General features: G+C 41.5%; 20 protein-coding genes. 5 read left to right on the top strand and 15 right to left on the bottom strand.

From position 1 onward, the window contains the following. Positions 1-72 precede the first annotated feature (72 nt). A complete protein-coding gene (locus tag RB215_RS01200) occupies positions 73-432 on the top strand; it encodes a hypothetical protein (RefSeq protein ID WP_011326962.1) in 360 nt (119 codons plus the stop codon). Then, positions 432-638, top strand: a complete 207-nt coding sequence (locus RB215_RS01195) for a hypothetical protein (RefSeq protein WP_309216700.1) — start codon at positions 432-434, stop codon at positions 636-638. Before RB215_RS01200 ends, RB215_RS01195 begins: the two co-directional genes overlap by 1 nt. A 48-nt stretch (positions 639-686) precedes the next feature. On the opposite strand, the gene RB215_RS01190 is transcribed toward RB215_RS01195, so the two are convergent. The 13 genes from RB215_RS01190 to gspC all read right to left on the bottom strand — a co-directional run bounded on the left by RB215_RS01190 (position 687) and on the right by gspC (position 12,720). Further along, positions 687-1,274, bottom strand: a complete 588-nt coding sequence (locus tag RB215_RS01190; RefSeq protein ID WP_058372382.1) for a UPF0149 family protein — start codon at positions 1,272-1,274, stop codon at positions 687-689. Positions 1,275-1,295: 21 nt separating this feature from the next. Beyond that, complete coding sequence (locus tag RB215_RS01185; protein ID WP_309216699.1) at positions 1,296-2,054, bottom strand: type II secretion system protein N; 759 nt, start codon at positions 2,052-2,054, stop codon at positions 1,296-1,298. A gap of 3 nt (positions 2,055-2,057) precedes the next feature. Further along, a complete protein-coding gene (gene gspM, locus RB215_RS01180) occupies positions 2,058-2,531 on the bottom strand; it encodes a type II secretion system protein GspM (RefSeq protein ID WP_011326958.1) in 474 nt (157 codons plus the stop codon). Continuing rightward, positions 2,528-3,736, bottom strand: coding sequence for a type II secretion system protein GspL (gspL, locus tag RB215_RS01175; RefSeq protein ID WP_309216698.1), 1,209 nt, complete (start codon positions 3,734-3,736; stop codon positions 2,528-2,530). The genes gspM and gspL overlap by 4 nt, the downstream gene beginning before the upstream one ends. Continuing rightward, entirely contained in the window at positions 3,733-4,719 is a 987-nt protein-coding gene (gene gspK / locus RB215_RS01170) for a type II secretion system minor pseudopilin GspK (RefSeq protein WP_011326956.1), read from the bottom strand. Before gspK ends, gspL begins: the two co-directional genes overlap by 4 nt. Further along, a complete protein-coding gene (gene gspJ / locus RB215_RS01165) occupies positions 4,719-5,393 on the bottom strand; it encodes a type II secretion system minor pseudopilin GspJ (protein ID WP_011326955.1) in 675 nt (224 codons plus the stop codon). The genes gspK and gspJ overlap by 1 nt, the downstream gene beginning before the upstream one ends. Next, complete coding sequence (gene gspI, locus RB215_RS01160; RefSeq protein WP_086996694.1) at positions 5,394-5,771, bottom strand: type II secretion system minor pseudopilin GspI; 378 nt, start codon at positions 5,769-5,771, stop codon at positions 5,394-5,396. Continuing rightward, the gene (gene gspH, locus RB215_RS01155; RefSeq protein ID WP_011326953.1) at positions 5,771-6,355 is read right to left on the bottom strand and encodes a type II secretion system minor pseudopilin GspH; all 585 of its coding nucleotides are present in this window, start codon (positions 6,353-6,355) and stop codon (positions 5,771-5,773) included. The genes gspI and gspH overlap by 1 nt, the downstream gene beginning before the upstream one ends. A 49-nt stretch (positions 6,356-6,404) precedes the next feature. Further along, positions 6,405-6,827 carry a type II secretion system major pseudopilin GspG gene (gspG, locus tag RB215_RS01150; RefSeq protein WP_041454317.1) on the bottom strand — a complete coding sequence of 141 codons (423 nt, stop codon included), beginning with the start codon at positions 6,825-6,827 and terminating at the stop codon, positions 6,405-6,407. Positions 6,828-6,892: 65 nt separating this feature from the next. After that, positions 6,893-8,128 (bottom strand): type II secretion system inner membrane protein GspF, encoded by a 1,236-nt coding sequence (gene gspF, locus RB215_RS01145; protein ID WP_086996699.1) that lies wholly within the window; start codon positions 8,126-8,128, stop codon positions 6,893-6,895. A 2-nt stretch (positions 8,129-8,130) separates the two neighbouring features. Beyond that, a complete protein-coding gene (gspE, locus tag RB215_RS01140; protein WP_011326950.1) occupies positions 8,131-9,696 on the bottom strand; it encodes a type II secretion system ATPase GspE in 1,566 nt (521 codons plus the stop codon). Further along, on the bottom strand, positions 9,689-11,755 hold the full coding sequence (gspD, locus tag RB215_RS01135; protein ID WP_011326949.1) for a type II secretion system secretin GspD: 2,067 nt from the start codon (positions 11,753-11,755) through the stop codon (positions 9,689-9,691). Before gspD ends, gspE begins: the two co-directional genes overlap by 8 nt. Positions 11,756-11,778: 23 nt before the next feature. Next, a complete protein-coding gene (gene gspC, locus RB215_RS01130) occupies positions 11,779-12,720 on the bottom strand; it encodes a type II secretion system protein GspC (protein ID WP_011326948.1) in 942 nt (313 codons plus the stop codon). Between the two features lie 209 nt (positions 12,721-12,929). Between gspC and hslR the strand changes: the two genes are divergently transcribed. The 3 genes from hslR (at position 12,930) to RB215_RS01115 (ending at position 16,010) form a co-directional block, all read left to right on the top strand. Continuing rightward, positions 12,930-13,352: a ribosome-associated heat shock protein Hsp15 gene (gene hslR / locus RB215_RS01125; RefSeq protein WP_011326947.1), complete on the top strand. Its 423-nt coding sequence runs from the start codon at positions 12,930-12,932 to the stop codon at positions 13,350-13,352. Between the two features lie 12 nt (positions 13,353-13,364). Then, positions 13,365-14,210, top strand: a complete 846-nt coding sequence (gene hslO, locus RB215_RS01120) for an Hsp33 family molecular chaperone HslO (RefSeq protein WP_011326946.1) — start codon at positions 13,365-13,367, stop codon at positions 14,208-14,210. Positions 14,211-14,471: 261 nt separating this feature from the next. Next, entirely contained in the window at positions 14,472-16,010 is a 1,539-nt protein-coding gene (locus RB215_RS01115; RefSeq protein WP_089367606.1) for a phosphoenolpyruvate carboxykinase, read from the top strand. Positions 16,011-16,390: 380 nt separating this feature from the next. Here the strand turns inward: RB215_RS01115 and tuf are convergent, their stop codons facing one another. Both tuf and fusA read right to left on the bottom strand, forming a co-directional pair. Next, entirely contained in the window at positions 16,391-17,575 is a 1,185-nt protein-coding gene (tuf, locus tag RB215_RS01110) for an elongation factor Tu (RefSeq protein ID WP_011326944.1), read from the bottom strand. Positions 17,576-17,637: 62 nt separating this feature from the next. Next, entirely contained in the window at positions 17,638-19,752 is a 2,115-nt protein-coding gene (gene fusA / locus RB215_RS01105) for an elongation factor G (protein ID WP_011326943.1), read from the bottom strand. Positions 19,753-19,775: the final 23 nt, after the last annotated feature.

Raw genomic sequence — 19,775 nt, 5'->3', positions numbered from 1 at the left:
ACTTGCTTTTAAAATGCATTTTATTACACTGCAGCATCATTTTATGTTATTTGGATCAAAGTTTACCCAACTATGAAAAAATTTATTATTTTGGTAATAGTAGTCCTCGCCTTTTTCACAGTCGATCACCCTTTGGTGAAAGAGCCTCGTGAGCGGTTATTTAACGATGGTATTGACTTTTTAAGTGATGCAAGCAAAGTGAATCGCAGCCCTACTGCCAGTATGACTAAAAACAAAATTAGTGCGCAGTTAACGCTTTCTGAATCTGAGCGTGAGTACACCGAAAAAACATTTACTACCGATGACTCAATAAGATTATTTCACTTACGCTACTGCCGTGAGCGCGACTTAAACCTATATTTTTATGATGAGCGCTTAAACACTGTATGTAAAATAGTATCCGGCTCACTAGAACACATGCGAGGTAAATAATGGACTTTTCTGGATTAAATAAAAAAGCCAGCGACTCATTTCACCAGCAACGTAATATGCTTAAAAAACTCACGCAGGGTAAAACGCTAAAGTGCGAAAAATGTAATGGGGTTTTAACACTCGACTTAGCCACCAGCAAGCCGGGTAAAGGGCTGATTAAGTGCAAGCAAGGCTGCACTGATATTATATTAGAACTAGGCGCTTAAACTTATTTCACGGCTATATTTTGAGCTCAACTCATTACTGCGCCTAAACTACTCTTCCCAGCCTTCATCTGTGTACAAGCCACTATTAAGCGCGACTATTTCCACTAGCTCTGCAAAGCCAAGCGCAAAGTCGCCCATTAGCTCATATTGCTGCTGGCAAAGTAACTGCTCATCAATACTGTTTTGTAACGCTATTTGGCTAATGGTTTGCCCATCAAGTGCAAAAAAGCTTAATGTGGCTTGAGCGCTTTCGAGGGCTTGTTTATATTCTGCCTCTAACGCGGTTGAACTTAATAACTTTTGAGTATATGACGTTGTTGCCGTTACAAAACCTGCGCTCCAATTACTGCAAAATCCGTAATTATATTGTGCTGGTAATTTATAGCCTACTTCAAATACTTGCTCACTAATTTGATGGTATAACGCCATAAATAAAAATAGCATTTCTTCATCTACATTATTAGCTGTATTAGGCAAAATTGCTGCCATCCACTCATGTACGTCTAGAGGCTCAGGAGAGCAAATTACGCCAAATAAATAACCTTGGCTTTGCGTTAGCGTCATCGCTTGAGACTGGGTGTCTAAAAATGTGCTGAGCTGCTTAGCGTGCTGCTCAGTAAATTGGGGTAATTGCATTAAAACTCTTTATATTAAACATTAAAAGTTGAGCGGGTAACGGCCTTGATTATCTGGACGACCTAAAAACTTAACCGCATCATGTACATCTTTTGGCAACGTGGCATCGGGCTTTACATAGCCTGATACTTTAAAGTCAAAATTAGCTTTTAGGGTTGCATCAGCTTCAAGCCCTAAGGTGTTATCTGGGTCGATAAGTATGGCTATGTCGCCCGATTTACAGCTTAGGTTACCACCAAGCGGGCCTATATTAAACCAACCGTTCAAACCTTGTACGTCAATATTAGGGCTCGCTATCTCGCCTTGCAGTGACTCACAATAAGGTGCGCCCGATGTATACTCTGCCAATTCCAAGATCACACGACCTTTAGCGGTTACAGGTAACGGAAGTTGTATGCGTTGCATCGCTCTTTCAACTGTTGAGCGCACTAATCCATTGGTTACTTTCACTTGCTTATTAAATAAACCAAAGCTCACATCTGCATAACCCGATATATCACTGCGCTCACGTGGGTCACCAAATTTTACATTGGCATTTAACTTACCGGTAAATAATGCCCACCAGGCAACATCCCAACGCACATTATTTAATTGCTCACCTTGGTAGCGCACTTGCATCATTTGCCCTTGCCAAATAGTGCCAACACTTTGCCCTACTTCAAGTTGCTTAGGAAAATAAGGTTTTGCTAGGTCAATGGCCACCGCTGCAGGTAACTTAATAATACAAAACACAATAAAACTAAGTAAAAATACAATGGATAAGGTTATTATTTTTTTCATTCATTACTTCTCTAATAGCAAACGGCTAACACGTACATAGCCCGACTTATCGTCACGGCTCAAATCTAAATTTTCGACCCGTAGACCATGTTGATTGACCAGTTCATCAAGCCACAGTATTAATTGATTAAACTCTACTGAGTCGAGCGTTAAACGTAGCGAGTTATTACTTGGCTGCATTTTACTAATATTTATTTTATAGCGTCCGCGGGTGGCGTTAACTATTTGGCTAATGTTTTGACTATTAACCACTTGTGTATTACCAGCGGCCTTGAGCTTTACAATACTTTCGTCAACCCACACTAGTAGCTCTTGCTGTTTTAATTGCGATTGCTCAGCACTTGCTATTGCATTATTTAAGGGTCTAAAAATGCCCATCACTAAAATAAACACAATAAAAATACCACTCGCAACGATTATTAACTGCTGCTCTTGCTCTTTTAGTGAGCGCCAATGTTTAATTAACTGCTGCTTCATACTGCACCTCGCAGTTTAATTTCGCCAACCACAAAGTCACCATCGTTACTTAACGAGCCTTGATCAACCGTTAACCCTTGCTGTTCAAGTATGGCTTTAACTTTACCAAAGGTTTGAAAGTCTTTTGCGCGTGCTCTCATACGTAATTCATTACGTTTTTTGTCATAACGCAGTGTTTCAGGGGTAAAATTACTTACCTGCGAAAACACCCCCACTAATTCTGTGGTTAACTCTAAAAATCCAGCGTCGCTGGTATCTTGTATTTTTGCCAGTGCACCTTTAATTTGGTTTTTAATAAGGTGTGGGCGAACCTTAGTTCCCGGAAATGCCTTTTGGTAGCGCTCAATTACCTGTGCTTTAGCAAGTTCTAACTGGGTATTTAGCTGATGCAACTCTATAGCTTTAATCGTAATACTCGCTACTAAGGCAACGCTGGTAATAATGGCAGCACTTTTCCAGTACCCCCACCATAAGGTGCTTTTCTTTTTAAGCTGATACATACCTTGGCGAAGATTAAACTTAGTATGCTCTAGTTGCTTAGCAAATAAGGCCAGCGGTAGGTCGTAATCACTGGTTTGAGCCTGTAAGTTTACCGTTTCAGGAAACTGAGTCGCCGGACTAAAATGCTTTACATCTGGATTACCCATTGCTGTTAAGTAACCATTTAACCAGCTCGTCTCTACTGCACTTATACGCCATGGGCCTTGTTTAAATAACCACTGATTATTAAGTGCTATTGCCGTTACTGTGTTCTCATCTGCTGGGGGTAATAACAAAGCATCGGGTAATATTTTATATACCGATAAATTATGCTCTGCAAATAGCGCTAGCCACGCCTCAAACCATTCGCGGTCGGTCATAGCAACACGAACAGCATGCTGCTCGCCAATCATCACTGGCTCACCTACAGCAATAAATAGCTCATCTATATCGCACGCTATATCTTCTTCGAGCATATAAGGCAAAGCTTGCTCTAACTTACGATTCCATTTAGTCGGTAGCATTACCGTTTTTAATTGCACTTGGTCACAAGGCAATAATACAACGACTTCGCGCCCTAGCGATTTTTCGCTCAGTTCGTTTAAATAACTGGCATTAACTAGCTCACCACTGGCTATTATTTGTTGTTCTTGTGGTGAGTATATTAACCAATTAAGTAACTCTTGTTCGGTTTGACCCGTGCGGATCAACAGTATTTCTGTCACTGTACGCCTCCAAATTTTCGCGCCAGTATCGTTACGTCGCCGTCTTTGGCGTGCAGTAATGTGGTCATCGAAAAACGCAGATCAACAAAGTTTGCCTGCGTTTGTAATTTAAAATATTCGCTATTAATACTAAACAATTTTTCTACCGCTTTGACGTTTTGCCCGCCTTGCTGCTGAACTTGTTCAAAAAAGGCAGCTTTACTTTCAAAGCCTGCATCTGGGCGAGCAGCAATCACAGCTTCAGCACCCGATACACTTAGCTCATCTATAAGGGTACTTAAAATGAGTGCTTGCTCTGCTGCTAAGGTATTCACATTAATAGACAATAAAGTGCTACCAGGTATTACACAAACATAAGGCAGCACTTTTTCCATTACTAATGGGTTAAAACCTTTAACCAAACGCAGCTCTGAGGTTGATGCAAATAAGCTATTGGCGGTCATGTACGGAAATTGACGCGACAAGTATTCCCCTTCTTCTGCTCCTGAACGGTATGTAATGCTGTTTTCGTCTAGCCAATCAAACACACTGTCAGCCATGGTTTCCTCTGACTCTTGTGCCGGTAAATCTTCAATATTTTCAAGTAATGCGAACAAGGCCTTGTGCGCTGGATTGGTTTTGCTAGCACTATTTAAATCTGGTTCTACGGCTATAGCATTTAAGTTTAAACATGCTTGTAAATCCGTTATTTTTCCGCTTAGTGTGCCGTTATCAACTGGGTAAGGTATATCGCCTTGCTGCGCCCATATTTGATCTAACGTGGTTTTGTCAGGATCGTCTCTTTTGCTTTTAATCAGCGCTTTTATGGCAAGCTCTTCTGCACCATAGGCATACCACTTAGCTTGTTGATGACCCTGTAAGTTAGTACTTTTTTGCACTTGCACCATTAAGTTAGCACTCATTTCTACGGCTAAAATGGCCGCTAATGCAACAATAAACAGCACAATAACAAGTGCGGCTCCACGAGAAGAACGCAGCCCCATTACTGCCCACCTTCTTGCGGGTTACCTTCATCGGCCAGTGCATCATCAGTTGATGGGCTCGATGGTAGAATTTCTTTACCTTGTCCTGGCACTAAAAATACTCGCCTAATTGGCTCTGCCTCTATTTGTTGCAGCGTAACAGCGACCGCTTTGGGGAGCGCTTTAATTTGCCACTTAGCTTGCCATTCGTTTTTATCGTCTAAAAATTCAAACTTTAGCTCTTCAATGTTTTTTAAAACAACCTGTACACGCGGCTCCATATTGTCAAGCTGATCAACATATACCCGGTACACTCGCTCCAAGTTGTCGTTTATTACGCGATAACCCACAGCTTGTAATTCTGAGCGTGGTAATAAATTAATTGGATTTATCCAGCCGTCGCGCACAAAGCCAATGCCATCATATTGGCTATCTAAAACATAGCGTCCGGCTAGCAAATACTGCTCTTGCACATCGCCTGCTTCATTGCGTACAGCACGTTTGGTCATTTGACTAAAATCTTGATCCATTAACCTAAAGGTGGTTTGCAAACCATTTAGCTCGGCTATTTTATCATCCGAAGCCTCTTTGGCGCGGGTAGTGGTATCTAGTATTTGGTGCGTGGCCATAATAACAAAGCCTAAAATCCCCAAGGCTACCATCACTTCAAGTAAGGTAAATCCGCGTTGCTTCACTTATTTTTTGCCTTTATTTAAATAAGTTGCCAGCTCATATATTGAGTGTTCGTATTTTTCATCACTAAATATATTAATGGTTAATTTTACAAAGTCTTTATCTGCGGTTTTACCTATATCTTGGCGCCAAAACCATTCAACACCCGCCATAACTTCACTACCGCGCACGCCGTCTTTCCCTTCCCATTGTTCGCCTTTGGTACGCTGCTCTACCATAATGTTTTCGGCAACCCATGAGGCGTAAGTTTGCTCTTCTATGCTAGATAGATGATGAATGTGCTCACTGGTTGCTTGCATTGCTGCAATACCTGCCATAGCACAAATACTCAATGCCACTAGCACTTCAAGTAAAGTAAAACCTTTATTATACTGGCGCATTATTCGGGCTCTCGGCGTAAATTCACTGGCGCAGTAAACTCGCCTTCAATAAAGTAAACCGGCTCGCTTTGCTCTTTTAATTCGAGTGTTAATTGAAATGCACTTACTTCTCCCGAAGATAGTATTAGCACTTGCGGAATTTTAAACTTTTTAAGCTCCAATAAGCTGTCTTCGTCTCCGCTCATTAGCTCACGCCAATTTGCTTGCTCGAGTAAGTTATCTTGCGCCCAAGCTAAGTCGTCTAGGTTAAGCGCTAGTTTAAAGCGTGGATCAAATTCAACCGGCTCAAATAATGCTTCTCTGACAAAGCTTACCCACTTTTCACCATCAAAAACTAAAAACTCAAATACGTTGTTGTCTATATGAAAACCCAATTCAACTTGGTTTAAAATAGCAAATTCTGATGCCATATTAATGGTGGTATGCAGCCTAAGCGCTTGAGTATCTAACTCATCCTCAGCGCCGCCTTCTAAGCTATATACCACCATTTTTGTGGCAAAAGCGATGATCACTAATACCACTAAAATTTCGATTAAACTAAAGCCGCGGCTTTTTGCACGCAATCTCTCAGAGCTTACTTGCATAGTAAGCCCTGGATATTAGTATATAAATACACTGCGCGATTGATGGCCATTACTGTTTTTCTTCGTCCCAGTTACCAATGTCGTCATCGGTGCCGGCTTGGCCATCTGGACCTAAAGAAAAAATATCAAATTTACCAATTTCTCCTGGGCTAATTAACTGATAAGTATTGCCCCACGGATCCTCTGGTAATTTACTAATAAAGCCACCATCTGGAAAACGTTTTGGTATTGGCTCTATGCTGGTTTTATTAACCAATGCTTCTAGGCCTTGCTCGGTACTTGGGTAGCTTTTATTTTTAAGTTTGTAAAGGCTCATTGCATCTTCAAGCTGCTGAATATCTAAGTGTGCTTTGTCGATAGCGGCCTCTTCTTGTTGACCCATAATATTAGGTGCCACAATTGACATGATCATGCCAATGATAACCAGTACGACCATCACTTCTAGCAAAGAAAAACCTGATTGTTTATTCACGTAATTACCTCATTATTCTAAAAACACTAAACAATGGTTTATTAAACCATTAATTTACTTTTAAGTTAAAGCCCTACAGCTTTATTCATTGCCATAATTGGCTGTAAAATTGCCATTACTATAAATAATACAATAACCGCCATTAAAGCGATCATTGCGGGTTCTAATAGTTTTAGCGATACATTAACCATACTTTCAAATTCGCGATCTTGGTTATTAGCAGCGCGTTCTAACATTTGCTCCAGCTCGCCAGATTTTTCACCGCTGGCTATCATATGTAGCATCATTGGCGGAAACAATTTAGTTTGCTGTAAGGCCGCTCTTAAACTTGCCCCTTCGCTTACTCTATCCGCTGCATCGGCAACTGCTTTTTTAATTTTTTCGTTGATCAGCACTCCACCCGCAATACGCATACCTTCAAGTAGCGGTACCGAGCTTGATGATAAAATACTTAAAGTTCGGGCAAAGCGGGCGGTATTAATACCTCTAGCTACTTTACCAATACCGGGCATATGCAATATTTTATCATCCCACCAAAAACGAATTTTAGGCTGTTTTAAAGCATGCTTAATCCCTATCGCTAGGCCCGTTATTACAATTAAACTAATAAACCAATAATTTTGTACAAAATGACTTCCCGCCATTACCCACTCAGTGGTCCAAGGGAGTACTTGCTTGGTTTTCTCAAACGTTTTAAGTATTTTAGGTACTACAGTACCTAATAAAACCGACACAATTGCAATAGCAAACACCACTAAAATAATGGGGTACACCATAGCTTGCGTTATTTGACTGCGCATATATTGGCGCTGCTCGGTGTAATCGGCAAGCCGGTTTAGTACTTGGTCTAAATGCCCTGACTTTTCGCCTGCGGCAACCATAGCGCGGTATAAATCGTCAAACACATGCGGAAACTCACTCATACCGTCGGCAAGGGTATACCCTTCCACTACTTTTGAGCGAACCGACATCAGCATGCGTTTTAAACGTGGTTTTTCACATTGCTCAGCCACAGCCATTACCGCACCCTCAACTGGCAGAGCCGATTGAATGAGTGTTGCTAACTGGCGAGTTATAAGCGCCAAATCTGAGGTTGATATAGTAGGTTTAAACAAACCGCCAAGTAATGACGTTTTTTGGCCTTTAACCTGTTTATCACTTTGCGCCGCGGGTACAACTTCGAGCGGCGTTAATTTTTGATCGCGTAATATTTGGCGAATTTGTTTTGCTGTATCCGCTTCTAAAATGCCTTTTTTTTCTTTGCCTCGGCCATCTAGGGCACGGTATTCAAATGCTGCCATTATTAGCCTTCCTCACGGGTAACACGCAATACTTCTTCAAGTGTTGTTTTACCTGCAAGTACACGGCTACAGCCATCTTGACGAATACTTGGACTGAGCTTGCGAATGTATTTTTCAACGCTTTGCTCGCCTTTACCATTGTGGATCATTTCACGAATGGTTTCGTCCACCACTAATAACTCATGAATACCAGTACGGCCTTTATAACCATTAAAGTTACATGCTTCACACCCTACTGCACGGTGTATAGTTGGTTTACTTTCAAACGGTACGCCTAATAACTGGCACTCGCGCTCATCGGCTACATGTTCTTTTTTACAATTTTTACACAGTGTACGTACTAGTCGCTGCGATAACACACCGAGTAACGACGATGAAAGTAAAAATGGCTCCACTCCCATATCTTCCATACGAGTAATAGCGCCAGAAGCAGTATTTGTATGCAACGTAGACATTACCAAGTGACCAGTTAATGATGCTTGCACACCAATTTGAGCGGTTTCTAGGTCGCGTATTTCACCTACCATCACTACATCGGGATCTTGACGTAAAATAGCCCGTAAGCCACGCGCAAAGGTCATACCTACTTTAGTATTTACTTGCGTTTGGCCAATGCCCGGAATTTCGTATTCTATGGGGTCTTCAACCGTTAAAATATTACGATCGCGAGAGTTTATTTGACTCATACCTGCGTACAAGGTGGTACTTTTACCAGAGCCTGTAGGCCCGGTTACTAAAATAATGCCATGGGGCTTACTAATTAAATTTGCAAACAATTCACGGTTTTGTGCGGTCATACCTAAATCTTCAAGATTTAAGTGCGCGTTATTTTTATCCAGTAAACGCAGCACAACACGCTCACCAAAACTCGATGGCATGGTTGATACCCGTACATCAACTGCACGCCCTGCAATACGCAAACTAATACGGCCATCTTGTGGTATACGTTTTTCGGCAATATCGAGCTTAGCCATTACCTTAATTCGCGATACCAGCAAGGATGCTAATTTACGATTAGGTTTAAGTACCTCTTTTAATACACCATCAACCCTAAAGCGAATAACCAGTTCTTGCTCAAAGGTTTCAATATGAATATCAGACGCACCCTCTTTAATTGCTTCGCTGAGCATTGCATTTATAAGTTTAATAATTGGCGCATCATCATCGCCTGCCAATAAATCTTCGGTTTGTGGCAATTCGTCTACTAATGAAAACAAGTCAACTTCGTTGCCAATGTCTTCCATCATTTGTTGCGTTTCAGAACTATCTCGCTGATACGAAGCCTCTAGCAGTAACTCAAACTTGTCATCAGCAAGCTGCTCAAGCGTAAAACCATGCCCTGCAATACGGCGTACTTCTAACAGTACGTCAATATCAAGTTCGCCACGGTAATACACTATGCGCTGCTCTTTATTTTTACTCAGCAGTACACCGGCTCGCCGTGCGTATGAAAAAGGCAAACGTTTAGCGGGCAACTCAACTAAGTCGTCACTGGTTAATAGCTCGTCCGGATGATGCGCATTAGGATGAACCACATCTTGATTTATCTCTGCAATCGCCTTAGTCATCTTTACGCTCTTGTGCATTTTGTTTGCGTAAATGCTCTTCATACGTAGGTGGCAGTATTAGCTCATCATTCCACTCGGGTAAAATAGGCGTGTCGGTTCTTGGCATTAACTCTATACCATCTTCGCGCTGCTTAAATTGCTCGCCACGAATAAAGTTATATTTATTAAAGCTCAACTTATTCATGCTAATTCCGTCGCGAATAATAGTCGGGCGAATAAATACAATCAGGTTACGCTTACGTCGTGTGGTATTAGTTGATTTAAATAAGTGACCTAAAATAGGAATGTCGCCTAGTAGTGGCACCTTAGACACACTTTCTTGTACGTCTTCATCTATTAAGCCGCCAAGCACCACCATACCGCCATCATCAGCCATTACCGTGGTTTTAATTGAACGCTTATTAACTGAAATATCAACAGCAGTAGCACCACTTACACTCGACACTTCTTGTTCAATGGTTAACTGCACAGCAGAGCCGTCGTTAATTTGCGGGGTTACTTTAAGCTTTATACCCACTTCTTGGCGTTCAACTGTTTGAAATGGGTTGGTGTTATTACTCCCGGTTTGCGAGCCAGTAATTATAGGCACTTCTTGACCGACCAAAATAGACGCTTCTTCATTATCCATAGTAGTAATAGAGGGGGTCGCCAAAATGTTTGAGTTACTATCGGTCGAAACGGCTTGAACAATTGCGCCCCAATCATTTTTTATCACCCCCATGGCTAAGCCGTTAATGCCACCGAGTAATGATGCTAATGGGCCGTAATCACCCTTAGTAGTTTCATCAACCTGAGTAATTGTGCCGCTTTCGGTACCAATTATATTTTTAGATACGGTAGTATCGCGTGCTTGCTCAGCCGCTACAGCTAACGCACCAACCGGTACAGTTGTGCCATTATTAAACTGCAGCATACCGCCTTGCTCAGAAATCCACTGCAAACCAAAGTTAATACCGTCGCCTTCCATTACCTCAATTATAATTGCTTCAACCAATACTTGCGCACGGCGAATATCTAAACGCTCAATAACTGACTCAAGCGAGCGCATGGTATCGGGTTGTGCTGTAATAATTAATGAGTTTGAATCGGGGTGGGCTTCTATGCTGGTTTCGTTGTTACTGCGAGTACGTGTTTTGGTTGCGCTGCCGCCTTGAGTGTCATCTGTTAGCGACTTACTAACACCTTGCAATACTTTAACTAAATCTTCTGCTTTTGCGTAATTTAGATAAAATACTTTAGTGTTCCCTTGGCTTTCAAGCTCACCGTCTAAGCGCTTAATAAGCTCAATAGCACGGGTGCGTGCTTGGCCTTCGCCACTAACAATAACGCTGTTAGTACGGCCATCGGCAACCACTTTAGGTATTAAAAACTCTGGAATACTGCCTTTTCCGCTGTCTTTATAAATATTATCAACTACAGATACCACATCATCTGCGGTAGCAAATTTAAGCTTTACAATATCAACACGCTTATCGCCCGCTTGATCAACCGAGCGTATTATTTCAACTAAGCGGTTTACCGATGCAGCATGCCCGGTAAGCATCATTACGTTTGCGGCATTAAAGTTAGCAACATGGCCGCCATCTTTTTGGTCGCTAAATTGACGAACCAAAGGACCTAGCTCTTGCACGCTTACATTTTTAACCCGTACAACTCGGGTAATCATCATATCGCCGCTGGCTTCACTGCCATCTGTAATTAGCGGTACGTTTGATTTTTTAGCATCCGAGCTTTTTTCAATTTTTATTATATTATTGTCCATTTCAATGGCTGAATAGCCATAAACTTCTAATACATTTAAAAAGAATTGATAATAAAGCGCTTCGCCCATTAACTCATAACTACGCACATTTACTTTGCCACGTACGTTAGGGTCAATAATTATTGTTTTATTAAGATTTTTACCAACAATATTAATAAACTCATTAATATCAGTGCCTTTAAAGTTAGCAGCGTATTCAACTGCAGCAACAGAAAACGAAATGCTTGCTGCTAGAAAAAGTGCTGCGTACTTAGCTAACCCTTTTTTAATTTTTGTGAGGTGTAGCGCCTGAACCATTATATTAAAACTCCAATGCTAAGTTATTGCAGACTAAATTGTACGTCTATTTGCTGGTTATCACGTTCAATAGTGATAGTGGCATCTGTACTGTTACGCAGCTCATTAATGGCTGCCATGGCCTGTTTTAAATCTGTTAGTTGATAGCCATTAATTGCAACAGCTAAATCGTTATTTTGTAATCCCATCTGCTTAAATAGCTCAGGCTCTTTACCTGGACTCAAGCGATAACCAATAAGTTCCCCATCGCTCATCGCTTGTGACACGCGAATATAGTCAAATAACTTACCGGGCTCTTCGAGCAACTCTTCACGGGTTTCGATTAAAGCCTGCTTAATGTTTGGATCGGCAGTTACATCTATTTGTTGCTCACTTGGGGCAGGCCCTAATTGTGGGCCCATTTCAGCTTCATCACGTGCAGCTAAAACCGGCATAGATACTGTTTTTGTAAAGTCGAGACCATCTAACATTAATGTTTCAAATCGTCCGTTTACCGTTAAAATAACGCGGTCAGGTAATATCTGCGCTAGTTTAGCTCGCGTCCCTTGCACTGCTTCATCTACTAAGTAGGTTTCTTGCTTGCCTTGTGACTCTATAATAGCGAGCCCCGCTTTATCGTCGTTATTTACCGCTACAATACCAGTAAGATTAATACTTAAGCGCGTTTCAGGGGCATCATTAACAACTTTTGCAGCGTGATCATCGCTCTTGCTTTTAACAATTATTTTACCAAATATAAATTGCTCAATTATATGTTGAGAATAATTGTTACTTGCTGCAGTTGAATGTTGTCCGTAGTAGATTGGCGTGAGTGGTGACACAATAGGATTTGGCCACATAAGCCAAACGAGTTTAGACGATAAAAAAGCAATATAAACAACAACTAATAATGTAACAACCGCACTCAATTTGGCATGCGGTAAACGGCTTATAAAATGTTTAAATTGTTGAACTTGCTGTTCCATAAATAGTATTCTTATTTTAGTTTTTACCTAATCGCTATGCATAGTACCTTTTCATTTTTCATTCAACAAGCATGCTAATATTAAACTTTGTAAACAGATTGATTTTAATTTAGCCGCTGCATAAAAACAGCTGTTGTAGTAATCCTTCATCGCAAATAGCTTTTATGGTAAATTTTAAAATCTAGGCAAACACTTATTAAAGGTGCTTTATGGCTAAAAAAAGTAATGCTAACCCTAATTTAGAACATAAAGATGAGCTAAAAATTAGATTAGACAAATGGTTATGGGCGGCACGATTTTATAAAACACGTGCTGCGGCTCGCGAAATGGTACAAGGCGGAAAAGTACATTATAATGGCCAGCGTACCAAAGCAGGCAAAATAGTAGAAATAGGCGCAACTATAAAATTAGCCCAAGGGGTAGATGAAAAAATAGTAACTGTGCTCAAAATACTTGAAAAACGCCAAAGCGCCCCCATTGCACAGACCTTGTATCAAGAATCTGATGCCAGTATTGCTAAACGCGAAGAAAATTCTATCGCGCGCAAAAATAACAGCCTTTTTGCACCTCATCCGGATAAAAAACCGGATAAGAAGCAAAGACGCGAACTTTTAAAATTGAAATTAAGTTAGGTATAGTCGCTCATGCAACAAGATTTACTCCACCGTTATTTATTCGACAATCTCGATGTTCGTGGCGAACTCGTACAAATTGAAAATGCCTACAACGAAATGATCGCCAATCATAATTACCCTGATGCAGTTAAAGCATTATTGGGTGAACTGCTTGTTGCGACCTGTTTATTAACAGCCACCTTAAAATTTGAAGGCGAAATAGCGGTTCAACTACAAGGTGATGGGCCGGTTAAATACGCGGTAATTAATGGCGACGATAAACAAAACATGCGTGGTATAGCTCGCTTACAAAGTGAAGTAACAGGTAGCACAGTAAAAGAGTTGATAGGCCAAGGCTATATGGTTATTACTATTACGCCAACTAAAGGGGAGCGCTATCAAGGTATAGTGCCTTTAGAGCATGAAACCTTAAGTGAATGTATAGAGGCTTACTTTGAGCAATCAGAGCAATTAAAAACGCGTCTTTGGTTTGCAACCGATACAACCGAGGGAAATGCCAAAGCTTGTGGTTTATTTTTACAAGTTTTACCCGTTGATAAACAAAAATCTATTGAAGACTTTGCCCACTTAGAAGCTCTTAGCCATACCATTAAAGATGAAGAACTATTAGAGCTTGATGCTAACACCGTACTAACTCGTTTGTACCACGAAGATAACCCGCGTGTGTTTGAGCCACAAAGCATTCAATTTAAGTGTGGTTGTACCCGCGAAAAAACCATGACTGCATTAGTTAATATTGGCCAACAAGCGCTACTTGATGATGTTGCTGAGCATGGCGAAATCAAAATTAGCTGCCATTACTGTCTAAAAGATTATCTTTTTGATGAGCAAGATGTGAAAAACATTTTTAACTAATCACGCATTAAATCTAAATTATAAAAAAGTCACATGCTATGCGGCTTTTTTTATAATTTTAAAATGACACCGGTATCATAAAAATAGCCGTTTTTATGATACCGGTGTCATTGAAATTATTCATGTTTTTTACCCAATATATGTGTTTTTAACACCTTCATAAGCTCGAATATCCTTAGCTCATCTGTTACTATAATCGCAGCTTAAAGGTTAACAAGACCCAGGCTATCCCGTTCAATCTCACACAATTTAGGTATAAACATGACTTCAAGCGCTACTCGTTTTGTCGATCTAACTGCAGCTGAACTTGTCGAACACGCGATCCGTCGTGGCGAGGGTACTTTAGCAGCCAATGGTGCTTTTGTAGCAAATACTGGTCATCGCACCGGTCGTTCTCCAAAAGATCGCTTTATTGTTCAAGAATCTAGTACTGAAAACGAAATCCAATGGGGCAACGTAAATCGCCCATTCGACGCAGATAAGTTTGATGCTTTGTGGGCACGCGTAGAAGCGTATGTACAAAGTAATGATCACTTCATCTCTCACCTTGAAGTAGGCGCTGATCCAGAGCACTATCTACCTGTTGTTGTTACTACAGAAACTGCATGGCATCATATTTTTGCTAAAAATATGTTTATTCAACCTAAATCTTACAACTCATCTGACGTACCTCAGTGGCAAGTAATGAACGTTCCTTCATTTGTATGTGAGCCTGAGCGCGATGGCACAAACAGTGACGGTACGGTACTCATTAACTTTGCACAACGTAAAGTATTACTTGCTGGCATGCGTTATGCCGGTGAAATGAAAAAATCAATGTTCTCTGTACAGAACTTCCTACTTCCAGCGAAAGGTGTATTACCAATGCACTGCTCTGCAAACGTAGGTGAAGCAGGCGATACCGCTTTATTCTTTGGCTTATCTGGTACAGGTAAAACAACACTTTCAGCAGATCCAACTCGCTTTTTAATTGGCGATGACGAACATGGCTGGGCACCTGGTAGTGTGTTTAACATTGAAGGCGGCTGTTACGCTAAATGTATCGACCTATCACAAAAAAATGAACCTGTTATTTGGGATGCGATCCGCTTTGGTACTATTTTAGAAAACGTAGTGCTTGATGAAAATCGTGTACCTGATTTTAACGATACTAGCCTTACACAAAATAGCCGTGCTGCGTACCCTCTTGAGCACGTTGAAAAACGTAAAGTAGAAAACCGCGCAGGCGAGCCAAAAGCAGTGGTATTTTTAACGTGTGACGTAAGTGGTGTACTTCCTCCAGTATCAATATTGACTGAAGAAGCGGCAGCATTTCACTTCTTAAGTGGCTACACTGCAAAAGTAGGCTCTACTGAGATTGGTTCTACAAGCGATATTGAGTCAACATTCTCAACTTGTTTTGGCGCACCATTCTTCCCACGTCCAGCAGGTGTTTATGCTGAGCTTCTAATGAAGCGTGTACGTGAGTTTGGCGCTAAAGTATACCTAGTTAACACAGGTTGGACTGGCGGCCCTTACGGTACTGGTAAGCGTTTTGATATTCCAACTACACGTGCTGTAGTAGATGCTATTGTATCGGGTAAACTAGTTGGCGTAGAAACTCAACACATTGATGTTTTAAACCTAGACGTACCTGTAGCCGTTCCAGGTGTAGACAGCAACTTACTTAACCCAATTAATACCTGGGAAGACAAAGCTAAGTATGCTGAATATGCAGCTAAACTTGCAGCCGATTTCACTGAAAACTTCACTAAATATGACGTATCAGACGAAATTAAAAATGCAGGACCTAAAGCATAATAGCTTTAACCTCGCATAACAAACGCCAGCTTAACGCTGGCGTTTTTGATCCCAGCCATAAATATAAATGACCAAAGTTAAAAGAGAGTATTAGCCAACCAATCAAGCCTAAGTGACTTAATGTAGCAAAGGTAATAACAGGACTTTAATTTAGCACTACAGCCCAGCCTTACTTCTTACAATGCCAATACAGTACACAGTATCAATCACAGCGACAAAACACCACTTAGCTACCCCATCGTAAGCCTGCCTAAATAGCCCCTCTTAAAATCACTAAGCACTCTTTTTATAGCTAGGTTCTAAAAGGTTTACTTTATATCAGGCATTAAAAAACCGAGCGTAAGCTCGGTTTTTTTAGTACTAATTAGCTAGGCTAATTATTACGCTACGATGTTTGCAACAACGCCAGCGCCTACAGTACGACCACCTTCACGGATAGCGAAACGAAGACCTTCATCCATCGCGATTGGCGCGATTAGAGTAACTGTCATCTTAACGTTATCACCAGGCATTACCATTTCTACGCCTTCTGGTAACTGTACGTCACCAGTTACGTCAGTTGTACGGAAGTAGAACTGTGGACGGTAACCTTTGAAGAATGGAGTATGACGACCACCTTCATCTTTTGAAAGTACGTATACTTCTGATTCAAAAGTAGTGTGTGGCTTGATTGAACCAGGCTTAGCTAGTACTTGACCACGTTCAACGTCTTCACGCTTAGTACCACGTAAAAGTGCACCAATGTTCTCACCAGCACGACCTTCGTCAAGCAGTTTACGGAACATTTCAACACCAGTACAGATTGACTTAGTTGTATCACGGATACCAACAATTTCAATCTCGTCGTTGATGCGGATAATACCAGCTTCAACACGACCAGTTACAACAGTACCACGGCCTTGGATTGAGAAAACGTCTTCGATAGGCATGATGAATGGCTTATCGATGTCACGCTGTGGCTCTGGAATGTAAGAATCAAGTGCGTTTGCAAGCTCAACAATCTTATCTTCCCACTCTTTCTCGCCTTCAAGCGCTTTAAGTGCTGAACCTTGAATTAGTGGTAAGTCATCACCTGGGAAATCGTATTCTGAAAGAAGTTCACGAACTTCCATTTCTACTAGCTCAAGTAGCTCTTCGTCATCAACCATGTCACATTTGTTCATGAACACGATGATGTAAGGAACGCCAACTTGACGAGAAAGTAGGATGTGCTCACGCGTTTGTGGCATAGGGCCATCAGTCGCAGCAACTACTAAGATAGCGCCATCCATTTGAGCAGCACCAGTGATCATGTTTTTAACATAATCGGCGTGACCAGGACAATCTACGTGTGCGTAGTGACGTGTAGGTGTATCGTATTCAACGTGAGACGTTGAAATAGTGATACCACGTTCGCGCTCTTCTGGAGCGTTATCGATTGATGCGAAATCTTTAGCAACACCGCCGTATACTTTTGCAAGTACGTTAGTGATTGCTGCAGTTAGTGTAGTTTTACCGTGGTCAACGTGGCCGATTGTACCTACGTTTACATGCGGTTTTACGCGTTCAAACTTTGCTTTTGCCATCTTAAAAAATTCCTATAAAGAAATTAAAGTCTAACTCACTATTGAGTTAAACAAGCTAAAAATCATATTACAGCGCGAGCTGAAATTATTGTCTCTGCAACATGTTTCGATGCTTCGGCGTACTTCAAAAACTCCATAGAGTATGAAGCACGACCCTGTGTTGCAGATCGTAAGTCAGTAGCATAACCAAACATTTCAGAAAGGGGAACCTGTGCATTAATTTGCTTCAGTCCACCTAATGCATCTTCCATGCCTTCGATCATGCCGCGGCGACGGTTTAAGTCACCAACTACATCACCCATGTTTGCTTCAGGAGTGAGTACTTCAACCTTCATTACTGGCTCTAAAAGTACCGGGCTCGCTTGCAGCGCGCCTTGCTTCATTGCCAATGAACCTGCTATTTTAAATGCCATTTCATTCGAGTCTACATCATGGAATGAACCATCATATAAAGTCGCTTTAACGCCAAGTAATGGGTAGCCTGCCAGCACACCTTGAGACATTTGCTCTTGGATGCCTTTGTCTACCGCAGGGACGTATTCTTTGGGAATAGAACCACCTACAGTTTCGTTAACGAACTCGTAAATTGGTGCTTCGTCATCCGTAATATCCATCGGTTCAAGTTTAAGCCAGACGTGACCATATTGACCACGACCACCTGATTGACGTATAAACTTACCTTCAACTTTAACAGTTGAACGGATAGCTTCTCGGTATGCAACCTGCGGCTTACCAACGTTACATTCAACACTGAATTCACGTTTCATACGTTCGACGAGGATATCGAGGTGAAGTTCACCCATGCCAGATATTATAATCTGACCCGATTCTTCGTCGGTTTGTACACGAAAAGATGGATCTTCAGCCGCTAGTTTACCCAGCGCGATCCCCATCTTATCTTGGTCAGCGATTGTGCGAGGCTCAACCGCAACAGAGATTACTGGTTCAGGAAATTCCATACGCTCAAGCGTAATAATGGATTTCGGATCACACAGTGTTTCACCTGTTGTTACGTCTTTGAGACCAATAGCCGCCGCGATGTCGCCTGCGAAGACTTCTTTGATCTCTTCACGTGAGTTTGAATGCATCTGTACGATACGACCAAGACGCTCACGCTTACTTTTAACTGGGTTGTATACCGCGTCACCCTGTTTAACAGTACCAGAGTAAACACGGAAAAAAGTTAAGGTGCCAACAAACGGGTCCGTTGCAATTTTAAATGCAAGTGCAGCAAACGGCGCTTTATCATCAGCAGGACGCTCTTCTTCGGTACCATCTTCTAGGATACCTTGAATTTGTTTCACTTGCGTAGGAGCAGGCATGTATTCAACAACGCAATCAAGCACAGCTTGAACACCTTTGTTTTTAAATGCGCTACCACACGTCATAGGAACAATGTCGTTTGCTAATGTACGTTGGCGTAAAGCTTCTTTTATTTCGGCTTCACTTAACTCTTCACCCTCTAAGTATTTATCCATTAGTTCTTCAGTAGCTTCAGCAGCACTTTCAACTAAATGAGAGCGCCATTCATCGGCTAATTCCTGAAGTTCTGCCGGTATTGCCTCATAAGTGAAAGTCATTCCCTGGTCCGCTTCGTTCCAGTTAATAGCTTTCATCTTAATCAGGTCAATAACACCTTTAAAGCCGTCTTCAGCGCCTATTGGCAACTGAATTGGAACAGGCGTTGCTCCAAGACGAGATTTCACCTGGTCAACAACTGCAAAGAAGTCAGCGCCTGTGCGATCCATTTTGTTTACGAAGATCATTCTTGGAACTTCGTATTTGTTCGCTTGACGCCAAACTGTCTCAGTTTGCGGCTGTACACCAGATGAAGCACAAAGAACAACTACCGCACCATCTAATACGCGTAAAGAACGCTCTACTTCGATAGTGAAATCAACGTGTCCTGGAGTATCAATAATATTGATACGATGAGCGTCAAATTGAGCGTCCATCCCTTTCCAGAAACACGTAGTTGCAGCAGAAGTGATTGTGATACCACGCTCTTGTTCCTGCTCCATCCAGTCCATAGTTGCAGCACCATCATGCGTTTCACCGATCTTATGAGAAAGACCTGTGTAAAACAGAATACGTTCTGTTGTGGTGGTTTTGCCTGCATCTACGTGAGCGCAAATACCGATATTACGATAGCGCTCAAGTGGAGTTGTACGTGCCATAAAATCCTCTTAAAGGTTAAGGG

This window comes from Pseudoalteromonas sp. HL-AS2 (genome assembly GCF_031198805.1).
GTDB lineage: Bacteria > Pseudomonadota > Gammaproteobacteria > Enterobacterales > Alteromonadaceae > Pseudoalteromonas > Pseudoalteromonas nigrifaciens.
The sequence above is the reverse complement of the archived record's forward strand: the minus strand, read 5'-3'. Positions and strand labels throughout refer to the sequence as shown.

What these genes read in the sequence shown, in the direction of transcription:
- RB215_RS01200 (WP_011326962.1), top strand. Translation starts at nt 73, where the DNA reads ATGAAAAAATTTATTATTTTGGTAATAGTAGTCCTCGCCTTTTTCACA.
- RB215_RS01195 (WP_309216700.1), top strand. Translation starts at nt 432, where the DNA reads ATGGACTTTTCTGGATTAAATAAAAAAGCCAGCGACTCATTTCACCAG.
- RB215_RS01190 (WP_058372382.1), bottom strand. Translation starts at nt 1,274, where the DNA reads ATGCAATTACCCCAATTTACTGAGCAGCACGCTAAGCAGCTCAGCACA.
- RB215_RS01185 (WP_309216699.1), bottom strand. Translation starts at nt 2,054, where the DNA reads ATGAAAAAAATAATAACCTTATCCATTGTATTTTTACTTAGTTTTATT.
- gspM (WP_011326958.1), bottom strand. Translation starts at nt 2,531, where the DNA reads ATGAAGCAGCAGTTAATTAAACATTGGCGCTCACTAAAAGAGCAAGAG.
- gspK (WP_011326956.1), bottom strand. Translation starts at nt 4,719, where the DNA reads ATGGGGCTGCGTTCTTCTCGTGGAGCCGCACTTGTTATTGTGCTGTTT.
- gspI (WP_086996694.1), bottom strand. Translation starts at nt 5,771, where the DNA reads ATGCGCCAGTATAATAAAGGTTTTACTTTACTTGAAGTGCTAGTGGCA.
- gspH (WP_011326953.1), bottom strand. Translation starts at nt 6,355, where the DNA reads ATGCAAGTAAGCTCTGAGAGATTGCGTGCAAAAAGCCGCGGCTTTAGT.
- gspF (WP_086996699.1), bottom strand. Translation starts at nt 8,128, where the DNA reads ATGGCAGCATTTGAATACCGTGCCCTAGATGGCCGAGGCAAAGAAAAA.
- gspE (WP_011326950.1), bottom strand. Translation starts at nt 9,696, where the DNA reads ATGACTAAGGCGATTGCAGAGATAAATCAAGATGTGGTTCATCCTAAT.
- gspD (WP_011326949.1), bottom strand. Translation starts at nt 11,755, where the DNA reads ATGGTTCAGGCGCTACACCTCACAAAAATTAAAAAAGGGTTAGCTAAG.
- gspC (WP_011326948.1), bottom strand. Translation starts at nt 12,720, where the DNA reads ATGGAACAGCAAGTTCAACAATTTAAACATTTTATAAGCCGTTTACCG.
- hslR (WP_011326947.1), top strand. Translation starts at nt 12,930, where the DNA reads ATGGCTAAAAAAAGTAATGCTAACCCTAATTTAGAACATAAAGATGAG.
- hslO (WP_011326946.1), top strand. Translation starts at nt 13,365, where the DNA reads ATGCAACAAGATTTACTCCACCGTTATTTATTCGACAATCTCGATGTT.
- RB215_RS01115 (WP_089367606.1), top strand. Translation starts at nt 14,472, where the DNA reads ATGACTTCAAGCGCTACTCGTTTTGTCGATCTAACTGCAGCTGAACTT.
- tuf (WP_011326944.1), bottom strand. Translation starts at nt 17,575, where the DNA reads ATGGCAAAAGCAAAGTTTGAACGCGTAAAACCGCATGTAAACGTAGGT.
- fusA (WP_011326943.1), bottom strand. Translation starts at nt 19,752, where the DNA reads ATGGCACGTACAACTCCACTTGAGCGCTATCGTAATATCGGTATTTGC.